Source organism: Microvirga sp. P4_A5 (assembly GCF_056402495.1).
In genome coordinates this window covers 1-20,584 of record NZ_JBFUHH010000083.1, presented here as the reverse complement: position 1 = coordinate 20,584, position 20,584 = coordinate 1, and the positions used below count along the sequence as shown (strand labels likewise).

The 20,584-nt window shown below is 58.8% G+C and carries 9 protein-coding genes; 6 read left to right on the top strand and 3 right to left on the bottom strand.

Annotation, left to right across the window (positions count from 1 at the left end; all coding sequences use genetic code 11):
• The 6 genes from AC1DVM_RS17835 to AC1DVM_RS17810 all read left to right on the top strand — a co-directional run.
• Window positions 1-399: hypothetical protein (locus AC1DVM_RS17835; protein WP_477256537.1), on the top strand; the 399-nt coding region annotated here is incomplete at its 5' end.
• Window positions 400-627: 228 nt separating this feature from the next.
• Window positions 628-1,836 (top strand): ABC transporter substrate-binding protein, encoded by a 1,209-nt coding sequence (locus AC1DVM_RS17830; protein ID WP_477256535.1) that lies wholly within the window; start codon window positions 628-630, stop codon window positions 1,834-1,836.
• Window positions 1,837-1,949: 113 nt separating this feature from the next.
• The gene (locus AC1DVM_RS17825; protein WP_477256541.1) at window positions 1,950-2,708 is read left to right on the top strand and encodes an ABC transporter ATP-binding protein; all 759 of its coding nucleotides are present in this window, start codon (window positions 1,950-1,952) and stop codon (window positions 2,706-2,708) included.
• A complete protein-coding gene (locus AC1DVM_RS17820; RefSeq protein ID WP_477256533.1) occupies window positions 2,701-3,408 on the top strand; it encodes an ABC transporter ATP-binding protein in 708 nt (235 codons plus the stop codon). The genes AC1DVM_RS17825 and AC1DVM_RS17820 overlap by 8 nt, the downstream gene beginning before the upstream one ends.
• A 6-nt stretch (window positions 3,409-3,414) precedes the next feature.
• On the top strand, window positions 3,415-4,302 hold the full coding sequence (locus AC1DVM_RS17815; protein WP_477256531.1) for a branched-chain amino acid ABC transporter permease: 888 nt from the start codon (window positions 3,415-3,417) through the stop codon (window positions 4,300-4,302).
• Between the two features lie 58 nt (window positions 4,303-4,360).
• Window positions 4,361-5,281: a branched-chain amino acid ABC transporter permease gene (locus tag AC1DVM_RS17810; RefSeq protein WP_477256539.1), complete on the top strand. Its 921-nt coding sequence runs from the start codon at window positions 4,361-4,363 to the stop codon at window positions 5,279-5,281.
• 635 nt (window positions 5,282-5,916) lie between these two features.
• On the opposite strand, the gene AC1DVM_RS17805 is transcribed toward AC1DVM_RS17810, so the two are convergent.
• The 3 genes from AC1DVM_RS17805 to AC1DVM_RS17795 all read right to left on the bottom strand — a co-directional run bounded on the left by AC1DVM_RS17805 (window position 5,917) and on the right by AC1DVM_RS17795 (window position 20,114).
• Window positions 5,917-8,031 carry a calcium-binding protein gene (locus AC1DVM_RS17805; RefSeq protein WP_477256529.1) on the bottom strand — a complete coding sequence of 705 codons (2,115 nt, stop codon included), beginning with the start codon at window positions 8,029-8,031 and terminating at the stop codon, window positions 5,917-5,919.
• 65 nt (window positions 8,032-8,096) lie between these two features.
• The gene (locus AC1DVM_RS17800; protein WP_477256527.1) at window positions 8,097-16,805 is read right to left on the bottom strand and encodes a cadherin domain-containing protein; all 8,709 of its coding nucleotides are present in this window, start codon (window positions 16,803-16,805) and stop codon (window positions 8,097-8,099) included.
• Window positions 16,806-17,414: 609 nt separating this feature from the next.
• Window positions 17,415-20,114, bottom strand: coding sequence for a hypothetical protein (locus AC1DVM_RS17795; protein ID WP_477256525.1), 2,700 nt, complete (start codon window positions 20,112-20,114; stop codon window positions 17,415-17,417).
• Between the last annotated feature and the right edge of the window lie 470 nt (window positions 20,115-20,584).

Genomic DNA, 20,584 nt, shown 5'->3' with positions numbered 1-20,584 from the left:
CACGAAGATGGCGCGCGGCGGCGGTGGGGGCTGCCCAGGATTGTCCGCAGGTTTGAAGCATGGAAAGATGCCGCGCAAATGACGTCCAGTGACATTGCGACGATCGAGGACGAAATAGACGCGCTCGCGGATTCAGCGGAGCGGTGCCGAAAGATCATGATCATGGCAAAGCTTGCTGTCTTAGCCGGCGGTGTCGCAGTTGCGGCTTGCCTTCTTGGGGCCGTTCGGGGGGATGCGGTGACGCTCTTGCTCGGGGCCAGCGCTATCCTGGGAGGCATTGCCGTGTACGGATCCCACCGCAGCACTTTGGACGATCTGCGGGCGAGAATCGTGGCGCGAGAAACCCACCGCAACACCTTGATCGACGCGATGGACCTCCCGTTTTTGGAGCAATCCTGATCCTTCGCGAACTCGAAAAAGGGGGCGACGATGATCTGTCGCGAAAGCGTGATCAGCGTTTCCGGGGACCGTTCCGAGCAAGCGAAATGCGACTTAAGGATAAAGGCTTCCGGGTCTGTCGCGAGCCTAAACCGGCCCTGCGTTCCTTGACCGTCGACCCCCGAGGTTTCACGATGCATGCCTAATAAGCTGACGCGGTTCACGCGAGAACAGCAGGGAGAAATGCCTATGAAGATTCTCAAGAAGCTCTTGTTTGTCCTGGGTTGCACCGTAGCGGCGCAATCTGCCTATGCGCAGCAGGCGTCGGATGGCGTCGTGAAAATCGGCATTCTCAACGATCAATCAGGCGTTTACGCCGATTTCGGCGGCAAGTGGTCGGCCGAAGCGGCCCGCATGGCGGTCCAGGATTTCGGTGGCAAGGTCCTGGGCGTGCCCGTCGAAATCGTAAGCGCCGATCACCAGAACAAGCCCGATGTCGCCTCGGGCATCGCCCGGCAATGGTATGACACCGAAAAGGTCGACGCGATCATGGAGCTTACCACCTCCTCCGTGGCGCTGGCTGTTCAGGGCCTGTCAAAGGAAAAAAAGAAAATCACGATGGTGACCGGTGCGGCAACGACCGACCTGACCGGCAAGCAGTGCTCCCCCTATGGTTTCCATTGGGCCTATGACACCCACGCGCTCGCCGTCGGAACGGGCGGCGCCCTCGTCGAAAACGGCGGCAACAAGTGGTTCTTCCTCACCGCCGATTATGCCTTCGGGTACTCGCTTGAAGGCGAGACATCGAAATTCGTGAAATCGAAAGGCGGACAGGTTCTTGGCGCAGTGCGGCATCCGCTTGCGGCGAACGATTTCTCGTCATTCCTTCTTCAAGCCCAGAGCTCCGGCGCAAACGTGGTCGGCCTCGCCAATGCGGGTCTCGACACCGCCAACGCCATCAAGCAGGCCGCCGAGTTTGGCCTCACCCAAGGCGGCACCCGCCTCGCGGCGCTTCTCTTCACGCTTGCAGAGGTCAAGGGTCTTGGTCTGAAGGCCGCGCAGGGCCTGACGCTCACCGAGGGATGGTATTGGGACCAAAGCGACGAGAACCGCGCGTTTGCAAAGCGCTACATGGAAAAGACGGGCCGGATGCCCAACATGATCCATATGGGCACGTATTCGACCGTCCTCCAGTACCTCAAGGCCGTCCAGAAGGCCGGAACCGACGCGACCGAACCGGTCGCGAAACTTCTGCATGAAATGCCGGTTGAGGACGTTTTCGCCAAGAAGGGGAAGGTCCTTCCCAATGGCCGAATGGTCTATGACATGTACCTGTTCCAGGTGAAAAAGCCCGAGGAGAGCAAGGGTGAGTGGGACATGTACAAGCAACTTGCCAAGGTTCCCGGCGACGAGGCCTTCCTGTCCGTCGCAGACAGCGGCTGCCAAATGACACAATAGTTGTCGGAAGCGGAGGATGTGGCCCATCCTCCGTTTTCCTTTTAGTCGACCCGGACTCAGAGACGGCCCCGTCTCCCGCCTGTCTTCATTAAAGCGAGATCGACGACCGCATGATGGTCAATGCCCAGCMGATTTTGAGCGCCACCGGCCTCACCATGGAATTTCGCGGCTTCATTGCGGTGAAGGATGTGACGTTGACGGTGAACGAGGGTACGGTGCATGCGCTCATTGGACCGAACGGCGCCGGAAAGACGACGGTATTCAACCTTCTCACGAAATTTCTCACGCCGACCCGGGGCCGTATCGAGTTTCGCGGCACGGACATTACGCGTCTCAAGCCCGCCGAGGTTGCGCGGCTTGGCCTCGTGCGGTCATTTCAGATCTCCGCTGTGTTCCCCCACCTGAGCGTTCTCGACAACGTGCGGGTGGCGCTGCAGCGTCCCTCTCGATTGGCCACGCAGTTCTGGCGCTCCTCCGATGTCCTTTCCCAGCTTGACGACCAAGCCATGGCGCTTATTGCAGCCGTAGGCCTTGCAACCTATGCGGACCTCCCCGCTGTCGAGCTCTCTTATGGGCGCAAGCGCGCGCTCGAGATCGCCACGACTCTCGCGCTCGACCCCACGGTGTTGCTTCTCGACGAGCCGATGGCCGGTATGGGACACGAAGACATCGGTCGCATATCCGATCTCATTCGCAACATCGCCAAGGATCGAACCGTCCTGATGGTCGAACACAATCTCAACGTGGTTGCGGATCTGTGCGACCGGGTCACGGTATTGGCACGCGGCGAAATTCTCGCGGACGGTTCCTACGATGTGGTGAGTGCCGATCCACGTGTGCGCGAGGCCTATATGGGGACGGAGCATGAGTGACGCACCAATCCTCGAAGTCCGCGGATTGCAGGCCTGGTACGGAGAGAGCCATGTTCTGCATGGCGTGGATCTCGATATTCGCGAGGGCGAGACGGTCACGCTGCTAGGGCGCAACGGTGCCGGAAAGACGACCACGCTTCGCGCGATCATGGGCATTCTGAAGCGACGTCAGGGCGTCATCAACTTGCGCGGCCAAGATCTCCTCGGCCTCCCTCTCCACAAAGTCGCGCAGGCGGGACTTGGATATGTGCCTGAGGAACGAGGCATCTTCGCGAGCCTGAATGTGGACGAAAACCTGACGCTGCCTCCGAAAGTCGCTGAAGGGGGCATGAGCGCCGCGGAGATCTACAAGCTGTTTCCGAACCTGTACGAGCGGCGTTCCAGCCAGGGCACCAAGCTCTCCGGCGGCGAACAGCAGATGTTGGCCATTGCGCGCGTGCTGCGCACCGGCGCCTCTATCCTTCTGTTGGACGAGCCGACGGAGGGGCTGGCGCCGGTGATCATCCAGCGGATCGGTGATGTGCTCGTGACACTCAAGGAGCGCGGCATGACGATCCTTCTGGTCGAACAGAATTTTCGTTTTGCCCGCAAGGTCGCGGACCGGTTCTATCTGATGGAAGACGGTCGGATCGTGAATTCTTTCGCCGGGCAGGACCTCGACTCGCATATGGCCCAATTGCAAGAAGTTCTCGGGGTCTAGGATCGCATGAGCACCATTTTCGGCATCCCGACCCCCGCACTCTACGGCCAGATCCTCATCGGATTGATCAATGGCTCCTTCTACGCGATGTTGAGTCTCGGACTCGCCGTCATCTTCGGTCTCCTGAGGGTGATCAACTTCGCTCACGGCGCGCAATATATGCTGGGCGCATTCGCGGCCTATCTGCTTCTCGAATATGCGGGCATCGGCTATTGGCCCGCCCTTATCCTAGCACCTCTGCTGGTGGGGGCCTCGGCCATCGTCGTCGAGCGCACCATGTTGAGCCGCCTCTACGGGATCGATCCGCTCTACGGTCTCCTGCTTACATTTGGACTTGCTCTGATCTTCGAAGGAGCCTTCCGCTACTGGTTTGGCGCAGCTGGCAAACCTTATTCTCCCCCATCGCAACTGACCGGTGGCGTGAATCTCGGGTTCATGTTCCTTCCCATCTATCGCGGGTGGGTCGTCGTTGCGTCGCTCGCAATCTGCCTCGGGACCTGGCTGCTGATCGAAAAGACGCGTCTCGGGGCCTACCTTCGGGCCGCGACCGAAAATGCGACGCTCGTCCAGGCCTTCGGCGTCAACGTCCCCCGTCTCTTGACGCTTACCTACGGGCTTGGCGCCGCTCTTGCCGGCCTCGCGGGAGTGCTTGCCGCTCCGGTCTATCAAGTGAGCCCGCTGATGGGGACCAATCTCATCATCATCGTGTTCGCCGTAGTGGTGGTCGGCGGCATGGGGTCGATCCTCGGCGCCATCGTTACGGGATACATGCTTGGCATTCTCGAGGGACTGACGAAGGTCTTCTATCCGGAAGCTTCCAGCATCGTGATTTTCGTCGTGATGGCCATCGTCCTGCTCGTCAGGCCGGCGGGCCTGTTCGGCCGGGAGGAATAGCATCATGACGACGCACACCACCCTTGCGGCATCCCAGCCGAGGCTCCGCGCCTCCGCGATGGTTTTGGGGCTCCTCGCGCTCGCTGCCCTCATCGCGGCTCCGTTTTTTCTGTACCCGATCTTGCTGATGAGCGTGCTCTGCTTTGCGCTCTTCGCCTGCGCGTTCAACCTGCTGATCGGATATGTGGGCCTGCTCTCTTTCGGCCATGCAACTTTCTTTGGGGGCGCGGCTTATTTCACGGCCCATGCCGCCAAGGTGTGGGGATGGGATCCGTTGGCGGCGATCCTGCTTGGTGCCGCAGGCGCCGCTGTTCTTGGCGCGATCGTGGGATTTCTAGCCATTCGCCGACAGGGCATCTATTTCGCCATGATCACGCTCGCGCTTGGTCAGATGTTCGCTTTCATTTGTCTCCAGGTGCCCTTTACGCATGGCGAGGACGGAATCCAGGGAGTGCCGCGCGGTCATCTGCTGGGTCTCATCGATCTCAACGAACCGATGGCCATGTACTACGTTACGCTCGCCATTTTTCTGGCCGGCTTTTTCGCTATCTGGCGCATCGTCCATTCGCCATTCGGAAACATCCTCAAAGCTATTCGTGAAAACGAAAAGCGCGCGATCTCACTTGGCTACCGCGTAGACCGTTACAAGCTCGGTGCTTTCGTCATGTCGGCCGCCCTCGCGGGCCTTGCCGGTGGAACAAAGGCGATCGTCTTCCAATTCGCGACCCTCACCGACGTGCAATGGCAGATGTCGGGCGAGGTTATTCTGATGACACTGCTCGGAGGCATCGGGACACTCATTGGACCTGTCGTCGGCGCGGGGCTCGTCATCGCTTTGCAGAACTATCTGGCGGCGTCCGACTTTCCCGTCACCGTCCTGATCGGCATCATCTTCGTCATCTGCGTCCTGCTGTTCAGACGCGGGATCGCCGGCGAAGTTATGGAATTGATCAGAAAGAAGAACCTTCAGGAGCAATAAGGCAAGAGACTTGCTCAGGTTTTCGAGCACGAGTGGCGCGCTGGCAGTAGGCGAGGATCGATCCGCGCGTAAAATCTTCGAGCGAGTTTGCTGGCTCCCTGCGGCCTTAACATTTCAAAACTCCTGGCTTTGAATTCGACTTCAGTCAGCTCGTGCGGGTCCGGTGGCTCTGAGCAGACAAAGGGGTCGACGCAGCTCGCTGTAAATTGGCTCCCTGATGAGCGCGATCGGTCCGGACCTATTCCCCGCCGAGTGATCGAGCGTTGCCGCAGATTGCGAGAGAAGATGAGAAGTGGCCAAGGGTGTGCGCTGTTGCGCCGACAGCTTCGGGTCAATGCCCTTGGGTATCGCGGCTGAAATAGACGATCAGGGATGTGCGTTTGGAGAAAGTACCCTGCAAATGGCATAGCACCCGCCGCCCGAAAAAGACTTCCGGATTGGTGGGGCAAACGGTCGGATAGCAATCAGCGACGAGGTGCCTATTGGTCATGGTGGTTCGGCGCGGCGGCGAGACTGTGGAAACGCCGAAGGCATCGCGAAGGCTACCTCTCAGGGCGAAGAGCGAGGTCGCCCTTCCAGCCAGAGAAAAGCCCGGTGGCAATGCCACCGGGCTGCGGGCGAGCCTTGAAGGCGTATCAGATAACGAAGATGTCCGACACTTTCAGGCCTTTGAGCTTCACGATCTCGACGGCGGCGCCTTTGCCGGAACCGTCAGCATCGTAGTAAAGAACGCCACTCTTGTAGACCAGATGATCGTTCTTATCCTTTGCCTTGTTCGTTCCGAACATCGAAAGATTGAGCTGCGCGGGCGCGTCGAACGTGCCGAGCTTACCCAGCTTCTTGAACACGGAGTTCTCAAGGAAAATCTTGTCCTCACCGGATTTGAAGTCATAAATCCGGTCGAAGTCGGTCTTCTTGTTCGCCTTCTTGTTGAAGACGAAAGCATCACTGCCGGTGCCTCCGTAAAGCTTGTCGTTTCCTGCTTCGCCGAAGAGAACGTCGTTCCCGGCATCGCCCTTCAGGATGTCATTGCCCTTGCCTCCATACAGGGTGTCAATCCCGTCGCCGCCATAGAGCTTGTCGTCACCGCCCTCACCATAGAGCTTGTCGTCGCCCGCGAGGCCTTTGATCATGTCCTTACCGGTTCCCGAACCACCCTTGAGCAGATCGTCAAGGTTGGTGCCGTTCATCTTGTCGTTCTTCGACTTGCCGCGCTTGCTGAGGGTAAGCTGGTCGCCGACGGAGATGGTGAAGGACTGTTCGGACACACCCGCATGGCCGTCGCTGACCTGCACCTTGATCTGGTGAGACTTGGCGTCCTCGAAATTGACGCCCGGTCCGGCCAGCACGAGCTTGTTGCCGACGATGGCGAAACGACCGCCTGCATTGTCGAGAAGCTTATAGGTGAGAGCATCGCCGTTCTGATCGACGGCGTTAAGCACTCCGATATCTGTTCCCGCCGCAGCGTATTCCAGGACGAAACCATTGCTTAGAGACAGCCCTGCGGGAGCGCTGTTGACAGCAGCGGGCGGCGTCGAACTGACGGTGATCTGCGAGTTCGTCACCGGAGTGGCGTTGTCCGGATCCGACACCCCGATCGTCAGCGTCGTCACGACCGCAGCGCCGCCTGCCGCACGATGCGCCGGATCGAACTGGATGTCGTGCAGGGCGCTGGTAAGCGCCGCCTTCGTCCCCGTGAAGGTGTAGATCTTGTTGTTGCCCGACGTAGCAGGAGCGGGAATGACCTGGCCATTGAGCCCGACAAGGGAGCCATCGTCCCCGTTGAACGTGATCGTCAACGTAATCGTGTCGGACGCCTCGGCGTCGCTGATGGTCACGTTATCGAACGCATCGACCCCCGCCTGGTTTGTCGCCGTGAACGCCGTGGTGCCCGTCACCGCAATCGACGGTGCGCCGTTCGGTGCAGCCGGCGGGGTTGAACTGACGGTGATCTGCGAGTTCGTCACCGGAGTGGTGTGGTCCGGATCGGACACGCCGATCGTCAACGTCGTCACGACTGCACCACCGCCTGCCGCACGATCGGCCGGATCGAACTGGATGTCGTGCAGGGCGCTGGTAAGCGCCGCCTTCGTCCCCGTGAAGGTGTAGACCTTGTTGTTGCCAGACGTCGTGGGCGTTGGAATGGCCTGGCCATTGAGCCCGACGAGAGAGCCATCAGTTGCGTTGAACGTGATCGTCAACGTAATCGTGTCGGACGCCTCGGCGTCGCTGATGGTCACGTTGTCGAACGCATCGACCCCCGCCTGGTTTGTCGCCGTGAACGCCGTGGTGCCCGTCACCGCGATCGACGGTGCGCCATTGGCGGCCTCGGGCACATCATTCAGCCTAACGCCGACCGCCAACTGCTGTAGAATTTGACCCGTTTCGTTCACATCGGTCGAATCTCGGAACTGGAATGTGATACCCGGGTACTCGCCTGCGAAGTCTTCGCTTTCGTAGTTAAAGTCGTTGCCCACCGCGACAAGATACCATTTCCCGTTCTCCTTGACGACGGTGAAGAGTCCACCGTAATCCTCGACAATGACAATTCTGTAGCTCCCAGACGGGGGCATTCTTGAACTGTCAAATCCTGTCAGCTCAGCTATTTTCGTCTGATCGGGGATGTTCTCGTCAATCAACGCGGTCGTGCCGCTATCGATGATCGAGTTATGGTATGGGCTTCCAGTGATCGCCGTGAGAACCAGATTGACTGCCATTTTTAATCCCCTATTTTTGAAGGCGGATTCCACTGAAACCCACCAATATTCACCATATAACGTTACGTTGAACGTCGTGTAAAGCCCCTCACTCCCACCTAAATCACGTGGAAGTAATCGTGCGTCAGGGCTGGTTTTGTAGCGCTGATGATGGTGGCGATCAGTCTGGCACCTGTGCCTCCGACCCCGTCTCCATCATACCAAATCTCGCCTGTCGCCTGATCGTAAAGAATCCGGTGGCTCGCATCCGTAGCCGTCGCGCCAAGATGAAAAGCGGTATCCTTCAGGACCCCGTTGCTCAAGAGATCTGCTGTGATCCCTGCAAAGCGTGTGCCCAGCAACTCGATGCGATCGCCCTGCAAGGTTGGGTCCACCGGGTCCTTGAGGTTGAACTGGACAATGGAATCCCTGTTAGCGGTGGTGATCGCCGAATCGAAGCGGAAAGCATCATCCCCGGCGCCGCCATTCAATCGATCGGCGCCACCGCCGCCACTCAGGGTATCGTTGCCGATACTTCCATTCAGTGTGTCATTGCCTGCGCCACCTCTCAGAAAATCATGGATTCCAATCCCCTGGATATCCGTGCTGAGACCGTTCACCGTCTCCTTCTGAAGATTAATGACCGTCAGCGTCTTGGTGAACTGAACCGTTGTGGTCCCATCCGACAGTTCCACAATCACATCGAAGGTTGCAGCCAACTCGTTGTCGATCTTCGTTTGGTTCTTCACCGTCAGATCGCCGCTAGCACTGAGCGATACGCGCCCGTCGGCATCGTCCACCAGAGTCCAGGAAAACGTTCCGGCGTTATCCGCTAAGAATTGGCCAATGATATTGCCCCGTCCGAAATTCTCGCGGATCGTGTCATCCGTGAACCGGAGATTCGTCGGGGCCGTATTTCCCCCGCTGGGCGGAAGGTTCTCAGCGGCGAATTGGACATTCTCGATGCCCATTGCCGTATAAATGGCCGCGATCTCGGCGTCGGTTTTGTTCTGGTAGAGGCCGCGATAAACCCACGCGGTGTCGTTTCCGTTGGCGGTTCCCCCACCCCCGCCGTCGAGCTCGCCCTCAACCACGTCGCCGGCGTTGACGATGTAGTAGACGTCGTCGCCAAGGCCACCGTTCAAGGCGTGGACGACGGCTGTGCCATAGCCACCGCTGAGCGTATCGTCACCGGCGCTTCCGATGATCGACGCCGAGAATGTGTTACCGACGAGATGGACGCCGTTGACGCCCGTGCCGGCTCGCAGGATCTCGACCTCGGCATCCGCCGCGAGGCGGTACTCGCCGGTGAGGAAAACCTCGGCGGTGTCAGTTTCGCCGGCGCTGGTTTCAACGATCATATCGTTGATGTGGCGGATGYGGTAGCTGTCGTCGCCAAGGCCACCTTCCAACCGGTCGGCATCGGCACCCGCGCCGCCGTCGAGGGTGTCGTTGCCCGCCCCGCCGATGAGGTTGTTGGCAGAGGCGTTGCCGACGATCAGGTTCGCCGAGGCATTGCCGGTGAGCGTCACCGCGCCGGTCGACTGGCTTCCCTCCAACGTTTCTACGAAGTCCGCCAGCGTATAGGTCGACCAGACCGCGTCGAAGGCCACGCCATCGAGCCTCACCGTGTCGGTGCCGGCCCCATCGACCTCGATCACCTCATCCGCAGCGTGATGGACGAAGTAGGTGTCGTCGTCCGCGCCGCCCTCGAGGCGATCGACCGCGCCGGCGCCACCGTCGAGGGTATCGTTGCCTGCGCCACCGACGAGCGTGTTGGCAGAGGCGTTGCCCAGGATCTCGTTGCCGAGGCCGTTGCCGTTGAGCGTGACCGCTTCCGTCGACAGCCGGGCATCGAGGTGTTCGACATACTGACCGAGCGTATAGCTGTTCCAGGTGGCGTCGAAAGCGACCAGGTTGCCGATGACGACTCTGTCGTCAGTGCCGCCGGCATCGTTGAAGCCGTCGCCGTTTGTGCTTTCATCGACAACAACGCTGTTGGCATTGATGACATAGGTGTCGCTGCCGTCGCCGCCCCGCAGCACGTCGTGGTTGGTAGCCGAGACCAGTCCGACGACACCGCCGCCTTCCAGGGTGTCGGCGAATTGCCCACCGATGATCAGGTTAGCGAGATCGTTGCCCTTGACGTTGATCCCAGCTGTATTGCCGACATCCGCCTCAATTGTTTCGATACCGTCATTGGTATCAAGAACAAACTGGCCGTTGATATCGTGCACGATAGCCTTGTCGATGCCGCCAATTGCGGGGTCACGATTCTCGTTGAACACATCACCGACTGCGTAAACGTGGTGAATGTCGTTCGGTCCTGCTGGATCGGGTCCGCTGACTGTCGTGATCACATCGATCTGATCGTTGCTGACGGCCGGGAAATGAAGACCATCCTGCACCGTGATAGTGAACTTGGTATCGATATCCAATCCGGGCGCGTCCCGCTCCGTCGGGTCGAACGTCAGGCCCTGAAGCATTTGGGTCAAGGCGGCAGCCGTTCCGGTGAATGTCCAAATCCTCAGTCCAGATGGGTCGACAATGCTGGTGGCTGTTGCCGCACCACTCATAACGCCGGCGAGCGTGCCGTGCTCATCGATGAACGAGACCTTGACGGTTAGCAACTCGTCTAGCGCGTCCGCCGTATTGCCATCGGTAAGGGTTACACTGGAGAAGGGCGTCACTGTCGCGATTGGGCCCCAATCATCCGCTGGAATGGGTGCCGTACTTCCAACCGCGATCGTGGGCGCTAGGTTGTCGAAGGCGTCACCCGACGGGGTTGCATCCACAAGGACGTGCGTCGTCGCGGACGATCCTTGAGAATCCGTCAGCTGGATGGTGAGGTCGGTCTGCTCCGCGAGTGTTTCGGTTGGTCGGTTGGTCGGGTTGAACCGCAGGAATTTTAGGATGTCGTTGATCTGTTGCTGGCTGCCAGACACAGTCAAGACATTGTCGCCGGCGGTATAGTTGAACTGGGCAGGTACGTTTTCAAAGTAACCCTGACTCCCGGCGAACGAGATGACGACGGTCATCTGGTCGCCTGAAGCGCCGTCCTCGGAATCAGCGAAGATGAGGTCGTAGAACGGAGAAACCGTTCCATTGTCGGGAATAGTCCAGTTCGTCTGGCCATTGGGCTCGAGGCCGATCGTCGGCGGAGCGTTGACGGTCGGGCCATTCACCGTCGTCGTGACACTCACGTCCGTGTTGCTGATCGGAGTGTGGAAACCGTCATCGATCGTAATGGTGAAATTCGTGACGATCTCGGGACCCGCAGCGTCCCGGTCGGTGGGATCGAACGTGATTTTGTTCTGAAGAATGTCCGTCAACGCAGCGGCATTTCCGACGAATGTCCAGGTCACGATTCCGGTTAGCGGATCGAACGAGGAGGTCACGGATGTGGCCGCAGAGGTGTCTCCGAGTACGAAATCGCCATCGTCATCCAGGTAGGAAATCGTAACGGTCAGCTCTTCGTCCAGGCCAAGATCGCCGTCGTCCAGCGTCACCCCGGCGAACGGAGCTGCGACAGAGCCCCGATCCGTGGCGGTGGAATTCTCCGACCCTGCCGTAACCTCGATTGTCGGGGCAAGATTGTCGTCGAGGCCGGTTGCGTTGGCGGTGACGTTCACTATGAAGTTTGACTTGGCGTTGCCATTCGAGTCGATGAGATCAATTGTGAAGTCACTGACTTGTGCGCCATCCCCAGCTGGACGGTTCTTGGGATTGAAAATCAGCGAATGCATAATCTGGTTTATGGTTAGCTGATTTCCCGTGATCCACAGCATTCCCTCGGCGACGACATACTCAGGCAGAAGGTTGTCGAACTCCCCGAGAGCGGCATCGTAGTACACAGCGACGCCCATGGTGGAACCTGAGAGCCCGTCCTCAGCATCGGCGAAGATCAGATCCTTGAAGGGATTGACCGTACCGATATCGTCAATGCTCCAGTTGATGCTCCCATTAGGCGCCACCGTGATGGTCGGATTGGCGTTGGGCGCCGGATCGATGACGATATCGACAGGGTTAGTCACCGACAGTGCGTCACCAGCATCATACGCAACGACTGACAAGGTGAACGTTCCCGCGGCGTCGACCGGTCCGATCGTGGTGATTTCCCCGGTGACCGCGTCGATGTGAAAATTGCCGGAATCCTGACCGCCACTCGCGAACCGGTAGCGGTTGATGGCGTTGGCGGGGTCAGTGTCCGCATCGACTGCCGCCGCCGTGGCGACGGTTATGCCACCGAGGCTCCCCACGTGAACCCTCGGGCTACTAGTAAACTGAATGTAGAGAGGAGCCTCGTTCACGTCCGTGAGGTTGAACGTGATGGTTCCTTGCGTGGATGCTCCATTCCCGTCCGTCACCGTGACGACGAGGTCGTAGAAGGGCGAAAGCTCATAATTCAGCTCGGCCCCAGCCTTGATAGATATGACGCCGGTGCCCGAGTCGATGCTGAAGTACGGGTCGTTTGCGGCGACCGTGTAGGTCAGGTTGGCGAGAGGTCCGTCGTCATTCGCCACAACCTTGGCCACGACCGTCGTGGCCTTTTCCAGGAGCGAAACAGTAGTACCGCCGGCTTCGAGCCGGATATTGGACGGGGCCGTGTTTCCTGGCGGCGTGATGGCAAACACGTAAGTGTCGGTGAACGACAGGGTACCGTCGTAGGCCACCACGGAGAGCGTCACATTGTTGGAAACATGGGCCGCGGTCACATCGGCGATCGTCGTGATCTCACCGGTGTTCTCGTTGATGCGGAAGTTCCCGAATTCCAGCGGGCCGTTCGTGCCGTTGGAGAACTTGTACTTGTTGACCTGGAAGGAAGGTTTCAGCAGATCGGGATCGTCTGCCACCGCCTTCACGATGACCGTGCCGGCTTTCGTTGTTCCAGCCTGCACAGAGACCGCGTTCAAGAAATCGATGTCGATCGGCGCTTCGTTGACGTCCGTTACGGTGATGGTGATGGTCTGGGACGCAGATGAGAGGCCGGCGCTGTCCGTTGCGGTGATGACGGCGGTGTAGGGGACCTGATCCTCGAAATTGAGACCCGCTTTGACGGTGATCTGTCCGGTCGCGGAGATCTCAAAATACGGATTGGCGGCGATCGAGTAGGTGATGTTGGCGCCGCCGCCATTGTCGTCCGCGATGACAGTCCCGATGACCAGCGCGTCTTCCTGCACCGATTTGGTGACGCCGCCGGTGGTGAGGCGGATATTCGTGGGCGCGGCGTCCGCTGCGACCGTGAAAGTGTACGTATCAATCCGCTGCAKGGACGGCGTACCGGGGTCGTAGGCCACGATCTGCAGCGAATGGCCCCCGGCGTCTTGATAGGTCAGCTTGGCATTGGTGGTGACTTCGCCCGTGTCGGCATTGATGGTGAACTTGCCGTTGACCAGGCTTCCTCCCACGAAGCTGTACTTGTTGTTCGCCAATCCGCTCCATGATGAGTCCGGATCGCTTGCAACCGCCTTGATCACCGATGCCCCGGCATTGACGGACCCCGCCTGGAGGCCACCGGCCGGTGCATTGATGAAGCTGATCGAGGTCGGCGCCTCGTTGTCGTTCTCAATGAAAATGCGGACGGTGGTCAGTGTCGAGGTCAAAAGACCATTACTTTCTTCCGCATAGACCTGAACGTCGAAATATTTCTGCTCGTTGGGTTTTCCGGCATTGATCGTCTGGATATCCGGATCGTTCTCGTAATCGATCGGCGCCTTCAGCCGGATCTGGTTGGTGCCGGTAACAATCTCAAATTTGCTGGTTGTCGGATTGACAAGCTTGTAGACGAGCGCACCACCATTTCCGTCATCGGACGATAGCACAGAGACGACGTTGCCCGCCGCGTTTTCCTTGATCGACGGGGTACCGGTGCCTTGCACCACCGGTGCCCCCGGAGGATTGTTCGTCACCGGCGTGACGGTGATCTTTACGTCGGAATACGCGTAGCCGCTGCCATCGCCGACGCGTACGCGCACCGTGTACTCCGTCGGAACGTTGACGTCCGGGAGCCCGAGAGAGCCCCTCTCTATGATGCCGGTGGAAGCATCAATCGCAAACGGGCCCGAGGTGATGACCTGGTTGTTGCTGTCGACCAACGCGAAGTCGAACTGACGGAACGCTGCCGGAACATCGGGATCCGATACGGAGGGAGGGCTCGAAATCTGCGCGCCCTGGCCGGCGTTCTCGGCAATCTGAGCACTTGTATAGGCTACTCCCAAGGGCTTTTCGTTCACGTCCCTAACGTCGATTCGAATTGTGCTTACGTCCGATGTCAGGCCGCCATTGGCGATATCTGATTCCTGGGCGTAGACTTGGAGATCGAAGAACGGATTCGTTTCATAATTGATCTTCTTCACGGCCGTGATAACGCCGGTCGTGGCATTGATCTGGAACGTGCCGCCAAAATCATTGACGAGGTGGTATTCCAGCGCGCCGCCGTTTCCATCATCGTTGGATTTAATTTTCGCGACGTTGTAATTTCCCTGCTGGTTTTCGAGAACCGCTAGAAAGTAGGTTCCTGTCTCGACTGCGACGGGAGCGCTGGCGACGTTGTTGATACTTCCCTCTCCGACCGTGGTATGGTGCTCAATATTTTCGAGCTTGCGCGCGTCGAAGTTCTTGACTGAAATAATGGCGGTGTCATCCCCGCCTCCAGCCTTTTCTGCCAGCAGATTGCCCAGTCCCAAGTCGCCGCGATCATCGATGTAAAAAATATCGTTGCCCGCCCCACCAATCAGAATATCCGCGCCGATACCGCCATCAAGCGTGTCATTGCCGTCGCCGCTCGTGATGCGGTTCGCTTCGCTGCCGCCCGTTACCTTGACGCCTGATGTCCCTTCGATGATTGCATTTTCGACAAATGTACTCACCAGAGACAGGCTGACAGTTGTGTGAACTGTATCGTTTCCGCCTAGAGCCGTAGAATCGTCCTTGATCTTGTCGCCAAGATTCTGAACGTAGTAGACATCATCCCCGGTTCCACCCTCCATAGTGTCGGCATCRGAGCCCCCATCAAGCGTATCTGCTCCCGAGCCACCGTAAAGCTCATCATTCCCAGCGGCACCGAGGAGGCTATCATTACCTTCGGCGCCGTGAAGGGAGTCGTTAAGCCCCAAACCTTCGATCGTGTCGTTGCCCCACCGCCCGTTGAGGTAGCTTCCACCGTCGATGTCGGCGCCGAGCATGGTGTCGTTCTGATTGGAGCCGTACGCATCCTTGATGCTATAGAATGTGTCGCTCCCTGTTCCGGATTTCCCGGCATTGCCGGTCAAGAGATTCAGTTGCACGGCCACGCCGAGATTGATGTAATCAAGCGCACCGCGGTTGACGCCGGCATCGATGATGTCACTGCCGCCGGACCCCATGAAGAGGTCGTAGCCCGATCCTCCGATGAGTGTGTCATTGCCGATGCCACCCTGTAGCGTGTCCGCACCATCACCGGCGTCGAAACGCACGGCAGCGGTCGAAGCGACAAGCGAATCATCACCGTCGGCGGTTGTCACCCAAGAGATGTTTTGAAGCGTGTCGACATTACTTCCATGATGGCGGGCGGTTCCGGCGGCAAGATTTACCTGCACGCCAAAGCGCTCCGGGGTCGACTCATAGAAAACTCGGCCGTTGACCAAGGTGTTGTTGTTGTACTCGCCGTGCAACTCGTCTTCAGCACCACCAATCAGCGTATCGTCGCCGTTGCCCCCCCAGAGCTCGTCCATTGCGCCATCAGACACAATTCCGGAGGAATATATGAGATCGTTACCTGCATAGCCTCGCAAGTGGTCGCCGTGAATTCCGCCGTCGATCGTATCATTACCTTCGCTGCCGAAAAGCCCATCGCCGCCTGCACCGCCCACGAACACAAAGGGACCCTGACTGCTTCCCTGCGCAGTAATGACGTCATTGCCGGCGCTTCCGATCACGCCTTCCACCCCCACCAGAGTGTCGGTGTTTCCCCACGAATCCAGGGCTTGGTTTTTCAGGCTTACGACGCCGTAGTTGATCGTGCCAAACTGGCCGGTTATGTTCGAGAGGTTCGCAAAAATTCCCTCTGCGCCTTCCGCAATCCCGTCCTCGCTGTAGTCGATGTAATCGAAACCCCAGTCTCCATCGAGCGTATCGTTTCCTCTGCCACCGATCAGCGTATCGTTGTCGCCCTCTCCCAGAAGATTGTCAGACTGCTTCGAGCCGTAAACCCTGTCGTTACCCCCGGCAGCGTGGATCTGATAGCCGATGCCTGGAAGGTTTTGATCGCGGTAAGCGTTGATGACCTCAGAGTCATTTGTGTATTGGACGTTGATAGTTCCAGCGAGCTGATTGAAACCGGACTCTTCTGTAACAGGCGTGTCGGGCCCGCCGGATTTGGTCGCGCTCGCCGCCTCATTTCCTTGTGTGCTGGAAATCAAGCCAGCGGGATCGCTTGCAGGAACTCCATGGACGGCAACCGACGGTGTCTGAGATGGCTGGACGTCAATCCCTTCGTCCAAAGCGGGACTCTCGCGAGAGGGCTCCGTGGCCGTTATTTTGGTATTAACAGACGCCCCTGCAACCCGCTCACCCTCCTCCAGGCGAGCGATGTCATGATGGGCGTTCACCGGGCGATACTTGTCGGTTTCTTCCGCGAGGTATGCCTCGACCGACCGACGACCCTCTTTTTCGTCGATTTCGATAGGAGCGGGATGTTGCAGTTGGACGGCCGCATCCGGGAGCACGGAATGCGTCTCCCCCTGCGGTTTAGTGTGGGCTGCGGGAATTCGATCAGCAGTTGTAAAGTCTTCGATCTCGTGTGCCACGTTGTTGGCTTCTGAATTGTCATAATCAGATGATGTTGCCATCGCGACGTCCTCCACAAATTGCACCCGAGAGCCTAAAGACCTTAAGCCCATGTTAAACGTTGTAACGTTGATTTTGGTTCAGTGCAATACTGTTTCTATCGCTGAGGAATTCGTCCCCTGCGCGGGTTGCCACTGGCGCGACGCGCGATGCAGAGCGCGGACCCGCATGGTTTCGACGGTCGGCTGTCACTCGCTTCCAAGCAAAATAAGGCTTCTCGACCTCGCGGCTCGGGTGCGTTTTCGCACTTGGGTCGGCTGCGCGGGTCTTGTTAACCCAAAGGCGATGTCCTGTTTGCGGGATTGCAAATCGCCGATTGCGCGTTCGCACCGGGAGGGATGCCGACCGATCGGAGCCGAACGCCGTCTCTTCCGAGACCAGCGGAGACGGGTGCCGGCAGACCGGTGAAATGGGGCCAAGCGCGGCCAAGTGGGGGCTGGTGGGATGGGCTCTCGGCTGTCCCGTGCGATCACGGCGTGCGCCGTGATTGAGGAGCGGAAGGACAACGCCGCTGCGCCCCGGACGAGCGAACGCCACCGGTCATTAAGGAGCGCGCGCTTTCGATGAAATGCGCGCGCTCCCAACAACCTTCAGATCTGCGAGGAAGCCTTTTATATGATCCAGACGTCGGCGTTGGTCATCGCAAGATTTTTCTTGATCGTGGCGATCTCGACCATGGCCTTGCTGCCGGAGCCGTCGCTGTCGAAATAAAGCACGCCCTTCGACTTGTTGTAGATGACGTAGTCGTTCGAATCCGCGGCCTTCGTGCCGACCTTGAAGAAGGCTTTGCTGAGCTTGCGGGGGGACGACTCGGTGCCTTTGCCGATCTTGCTGGAGAAGGCCGCGTTATCGAGCCAGATCGTGTCGTCCTTCACGACGAAGTCGGCGATCTTGTCGAGGTTGGTTCGCTTGTTCGGGCGCGTATCGAACACGAACACGTCCTTGCCGATGCCGCCATAGAGCGCATCCTTGCCGGCGCCGCCGTAGAGCGTGTCGTTGCCGGCGAGGCCGTAGAGGGCATCGGCGCCGTCGCCGCCCCTGAGACGGTCGTTGCCGTCACCGCCGTCGAGCCTGTCGTTGCCACCGAGGCCGATGAGGATGTCGTTACCGCCCATGCCGTTGAGCACGTTCGCGGCGTCGTTGCCGGTCAACGTGTTGTCCAAGGCCGAACCGTCGAGGCTGAAAGCGCCGCTGGAGGACAGCATCACGTTCTCGATGCCGGTGAAGTTCGTCAGCGAAACGCTGCCGGAGATGACAACCGTGTCAGTGCCGGAGGTGTCGATGATGACGTCGCCGATGTTGTCGACATAATAGATGTCGTTGCCGCCGCCGCCGTTCATGATGTCCGCGCCGCCGCCACCATTGATGACGTTGTCGGCGCCGTTGCCGGTGATGGAGTTGGCAAGGTCGTTACCGACCAGCGTCACGGCCGCGCCGCCCGTGGCGATGAGGTTTTCGACGTTGGCCGACAGCGTGAAGCTCGCGGTGGTCGAAACGCTATCGATGCCGCCCCCCGCCGCTTCGGCGATGAAATCGCCCGTGTTCTGGACATAGTAGGTGTCGTTGCCCAGACCGCCGGTGAAGACGTTGATGTCGGCGTTGCCATAGAAGGTGTCATTGCCGTCGGTGCCGATGATGTTCTCGATACTGACGAGGACATCGCCGCCCACGCCTGACCCGGCTTCGAGGTTGACCGTTATTCCCGGTCCGGCGTTTGCGTACGACACCGTATCGCTGCCCGCGCCACCATCAAGACGATCGACCGCGGAGCCACCAACCAGCCAATCGTTGCCAGCGCCGCCTTCGAGTGTGCTGGAAACGGTTGCGAAGCCGGTGAGCTGGTCGGCTTGGTTCGAGCCAAGAAGCCTTTCAATGTCGACATAGGTATCCTCGGCTCCGTCGGCAGTTCCTTTCCCTGCTTCCAGGCTCGCGATGACAGCGGTTCCGGAATCCTGGTAAGATGCGATGTCGACGCCGGCACCGCCCTGAAGATTGTCGGCTCCCACGCCTCCCACGAGAACGTCGTCGCCGTCGCCGCCGGTGAGGGCGTCGATGCCTGCACCACCGAAGAGCGTGTCATTTTGGTCGTTGCCATAGAGTTGGTCATTTCCGCCCCCGCCATACAGAAGATCATTGCCTCCGAGRCCGCTGAGGTTGTCGCCGTCGAAATCGGTGCCAACGAAGATGTCCTCATGAGAAGTGCCAGTGACTGTAACTGAAACCGTCCGGGCATCGACAATCGTAGTGGAGATCAGACCGTTGCCTAAACTGCCGTCGTGCCACGACACCGCCAGGCGACCATCGGCCATTTCCGAGATCGAGAGCGTATCTTGGGAGCCAACACCGTCGACGGCGGCCCGCGCATTGATTTTGAGTGCAGGCCCAACGACTCCATTGACGTCGACAACCTTAACAAACACGTCGCCGAAATCGCCTGTCTCAGCAGCGACAAAGGCCACAGCGTACCCACCCATCCGGAGAGCGGCCGCACCTACGAGATCATTCGAGCTTGGTTTTCCGACCAGTGATATAGCCTGATTTCCCGCGTCCGTAATTGTAGTGCCGCTTGTGGTGTATTTATGCGCGTAAACGCCTCCGGCGACTCCCTTGTCGGCGATGACAACGAACTCGCCGCTGGGAGCCCCCGCCGCATTATTCAATGCAATGACGTCTCCTGCGCCGGCACTTAGAATTTTGACTTCCGTGCCGACGGTCGCTCCGTCAACCACCTTAAAGCGCGTTTCGCTTCCAACAACGTATGATACGACATGCCTCGTCCCACCCAGATGAGCAACGTCGGGTGTTGCCGCCGCACCGACACTCACCGTAACCGCCGGAAGGAATGGCGAACCTGACGCGTCATGCTGCAGCAACTTGACGGTGTTGCTTTCGACATAGGCCGTTGCCCATCCACCTTGGCTGTTGCCAATCATCTTTGTCGTGTCTTGAGAATTCGCGGCATCGGCCAGCGATATCGGCACACCATTGGCTGTTCCGTTAAAAGCATATTTTTGGCTGTAGAACGCCTTTCCTGTCGTACTGTTCTCGGCCCAGGTGATCACGAAATCACCATCTCCTCCATAGGCTAGGACGCTAGCACTTTGTTGCGCGCCACCGCCACCGGCAGGAAGGAACTGAGCGCCAGCGACCTTTTGGCCCAGCCCGTTGTAGAGTTGAAAGCCGATTTTTGTCGTACCTTCGCGCCAGGTTACGACATAGCCACCGTTCGGAAGCATCGTGACTGCGTCACGATCAACGCTTACGCCAGGATAACGGACAGTATCCTCGGTGCCCCAGATATTGATGGCCATCGGTGTTCTCCTTGAAGTCAGTCGGTCGCGTCTATGCGCGCCGCGTGATTGTCAACGGGCGGATTGAGGGTCTTACGAGACGGAAATGAATTCGTCACAACCCGGCGCGAATTTCACCGACGCATCGCCGTCATTTCAACGAATCCGCCAGTGCACGTTAGGTAAAGCGGTTTACATTTCGGAGAATCCCCCCACAACTCTCCGTTCATGGAGGATCGCTGCGATCAATGGGGGTAAAGACGCTCATTTGGAGCGGTCTTGCGGCGCGACCACGCCGCGTCGTGCGCTGGCGCACCATGGATTCCGCGAGGGAAGACCGGACTGACGAATCAATTGGGGTCGATTTTCCATCAAACCGGTCATGTGGTCGCAGCGCCGAAAGTCGAATCGCGACACGGCGACGTCGCGGCACGTAACACAAAAAAAGCCCGTGGCGAGACAGCATCTCGCCACGGGCTTCTATTGCTGTC

What these genes read in the sequence shown, in the direction of transcription:
- AC1DVM_RS17830 (WP_477256535.1), top strand. Translation starts at nt 628, where the DNA reads ATGAAGATTCTCAAGAAGCTCTTGTTTGTCCTGGGTTGCACCGTAGCG.
- AC1DVM_RS17810 (WP_477256539.1), top strand. Translation starts at nt 4,361, where the DNA reads ATGGTTTTGGGGCTCCTCGCGCTCGCTGCCCTCATCGCGGCTCCGTTT.
- AC1DVM_RS17820 (WP_477256533.1), top strand. Translation starts at nt 2,701, where the DNA reads ATGAGTGACGCACCAATCCTCGAAGTCCGCGGATTGCAGGCCTGGTAC.
- AC1DVM_RS17815 (WP_477256531.1), top strand. Translation starts at nt 3,415, where the DNA reads ATGAGCACCATTTTCGGCATCCCGACCCCCGCACTCTACGGCCAGATC.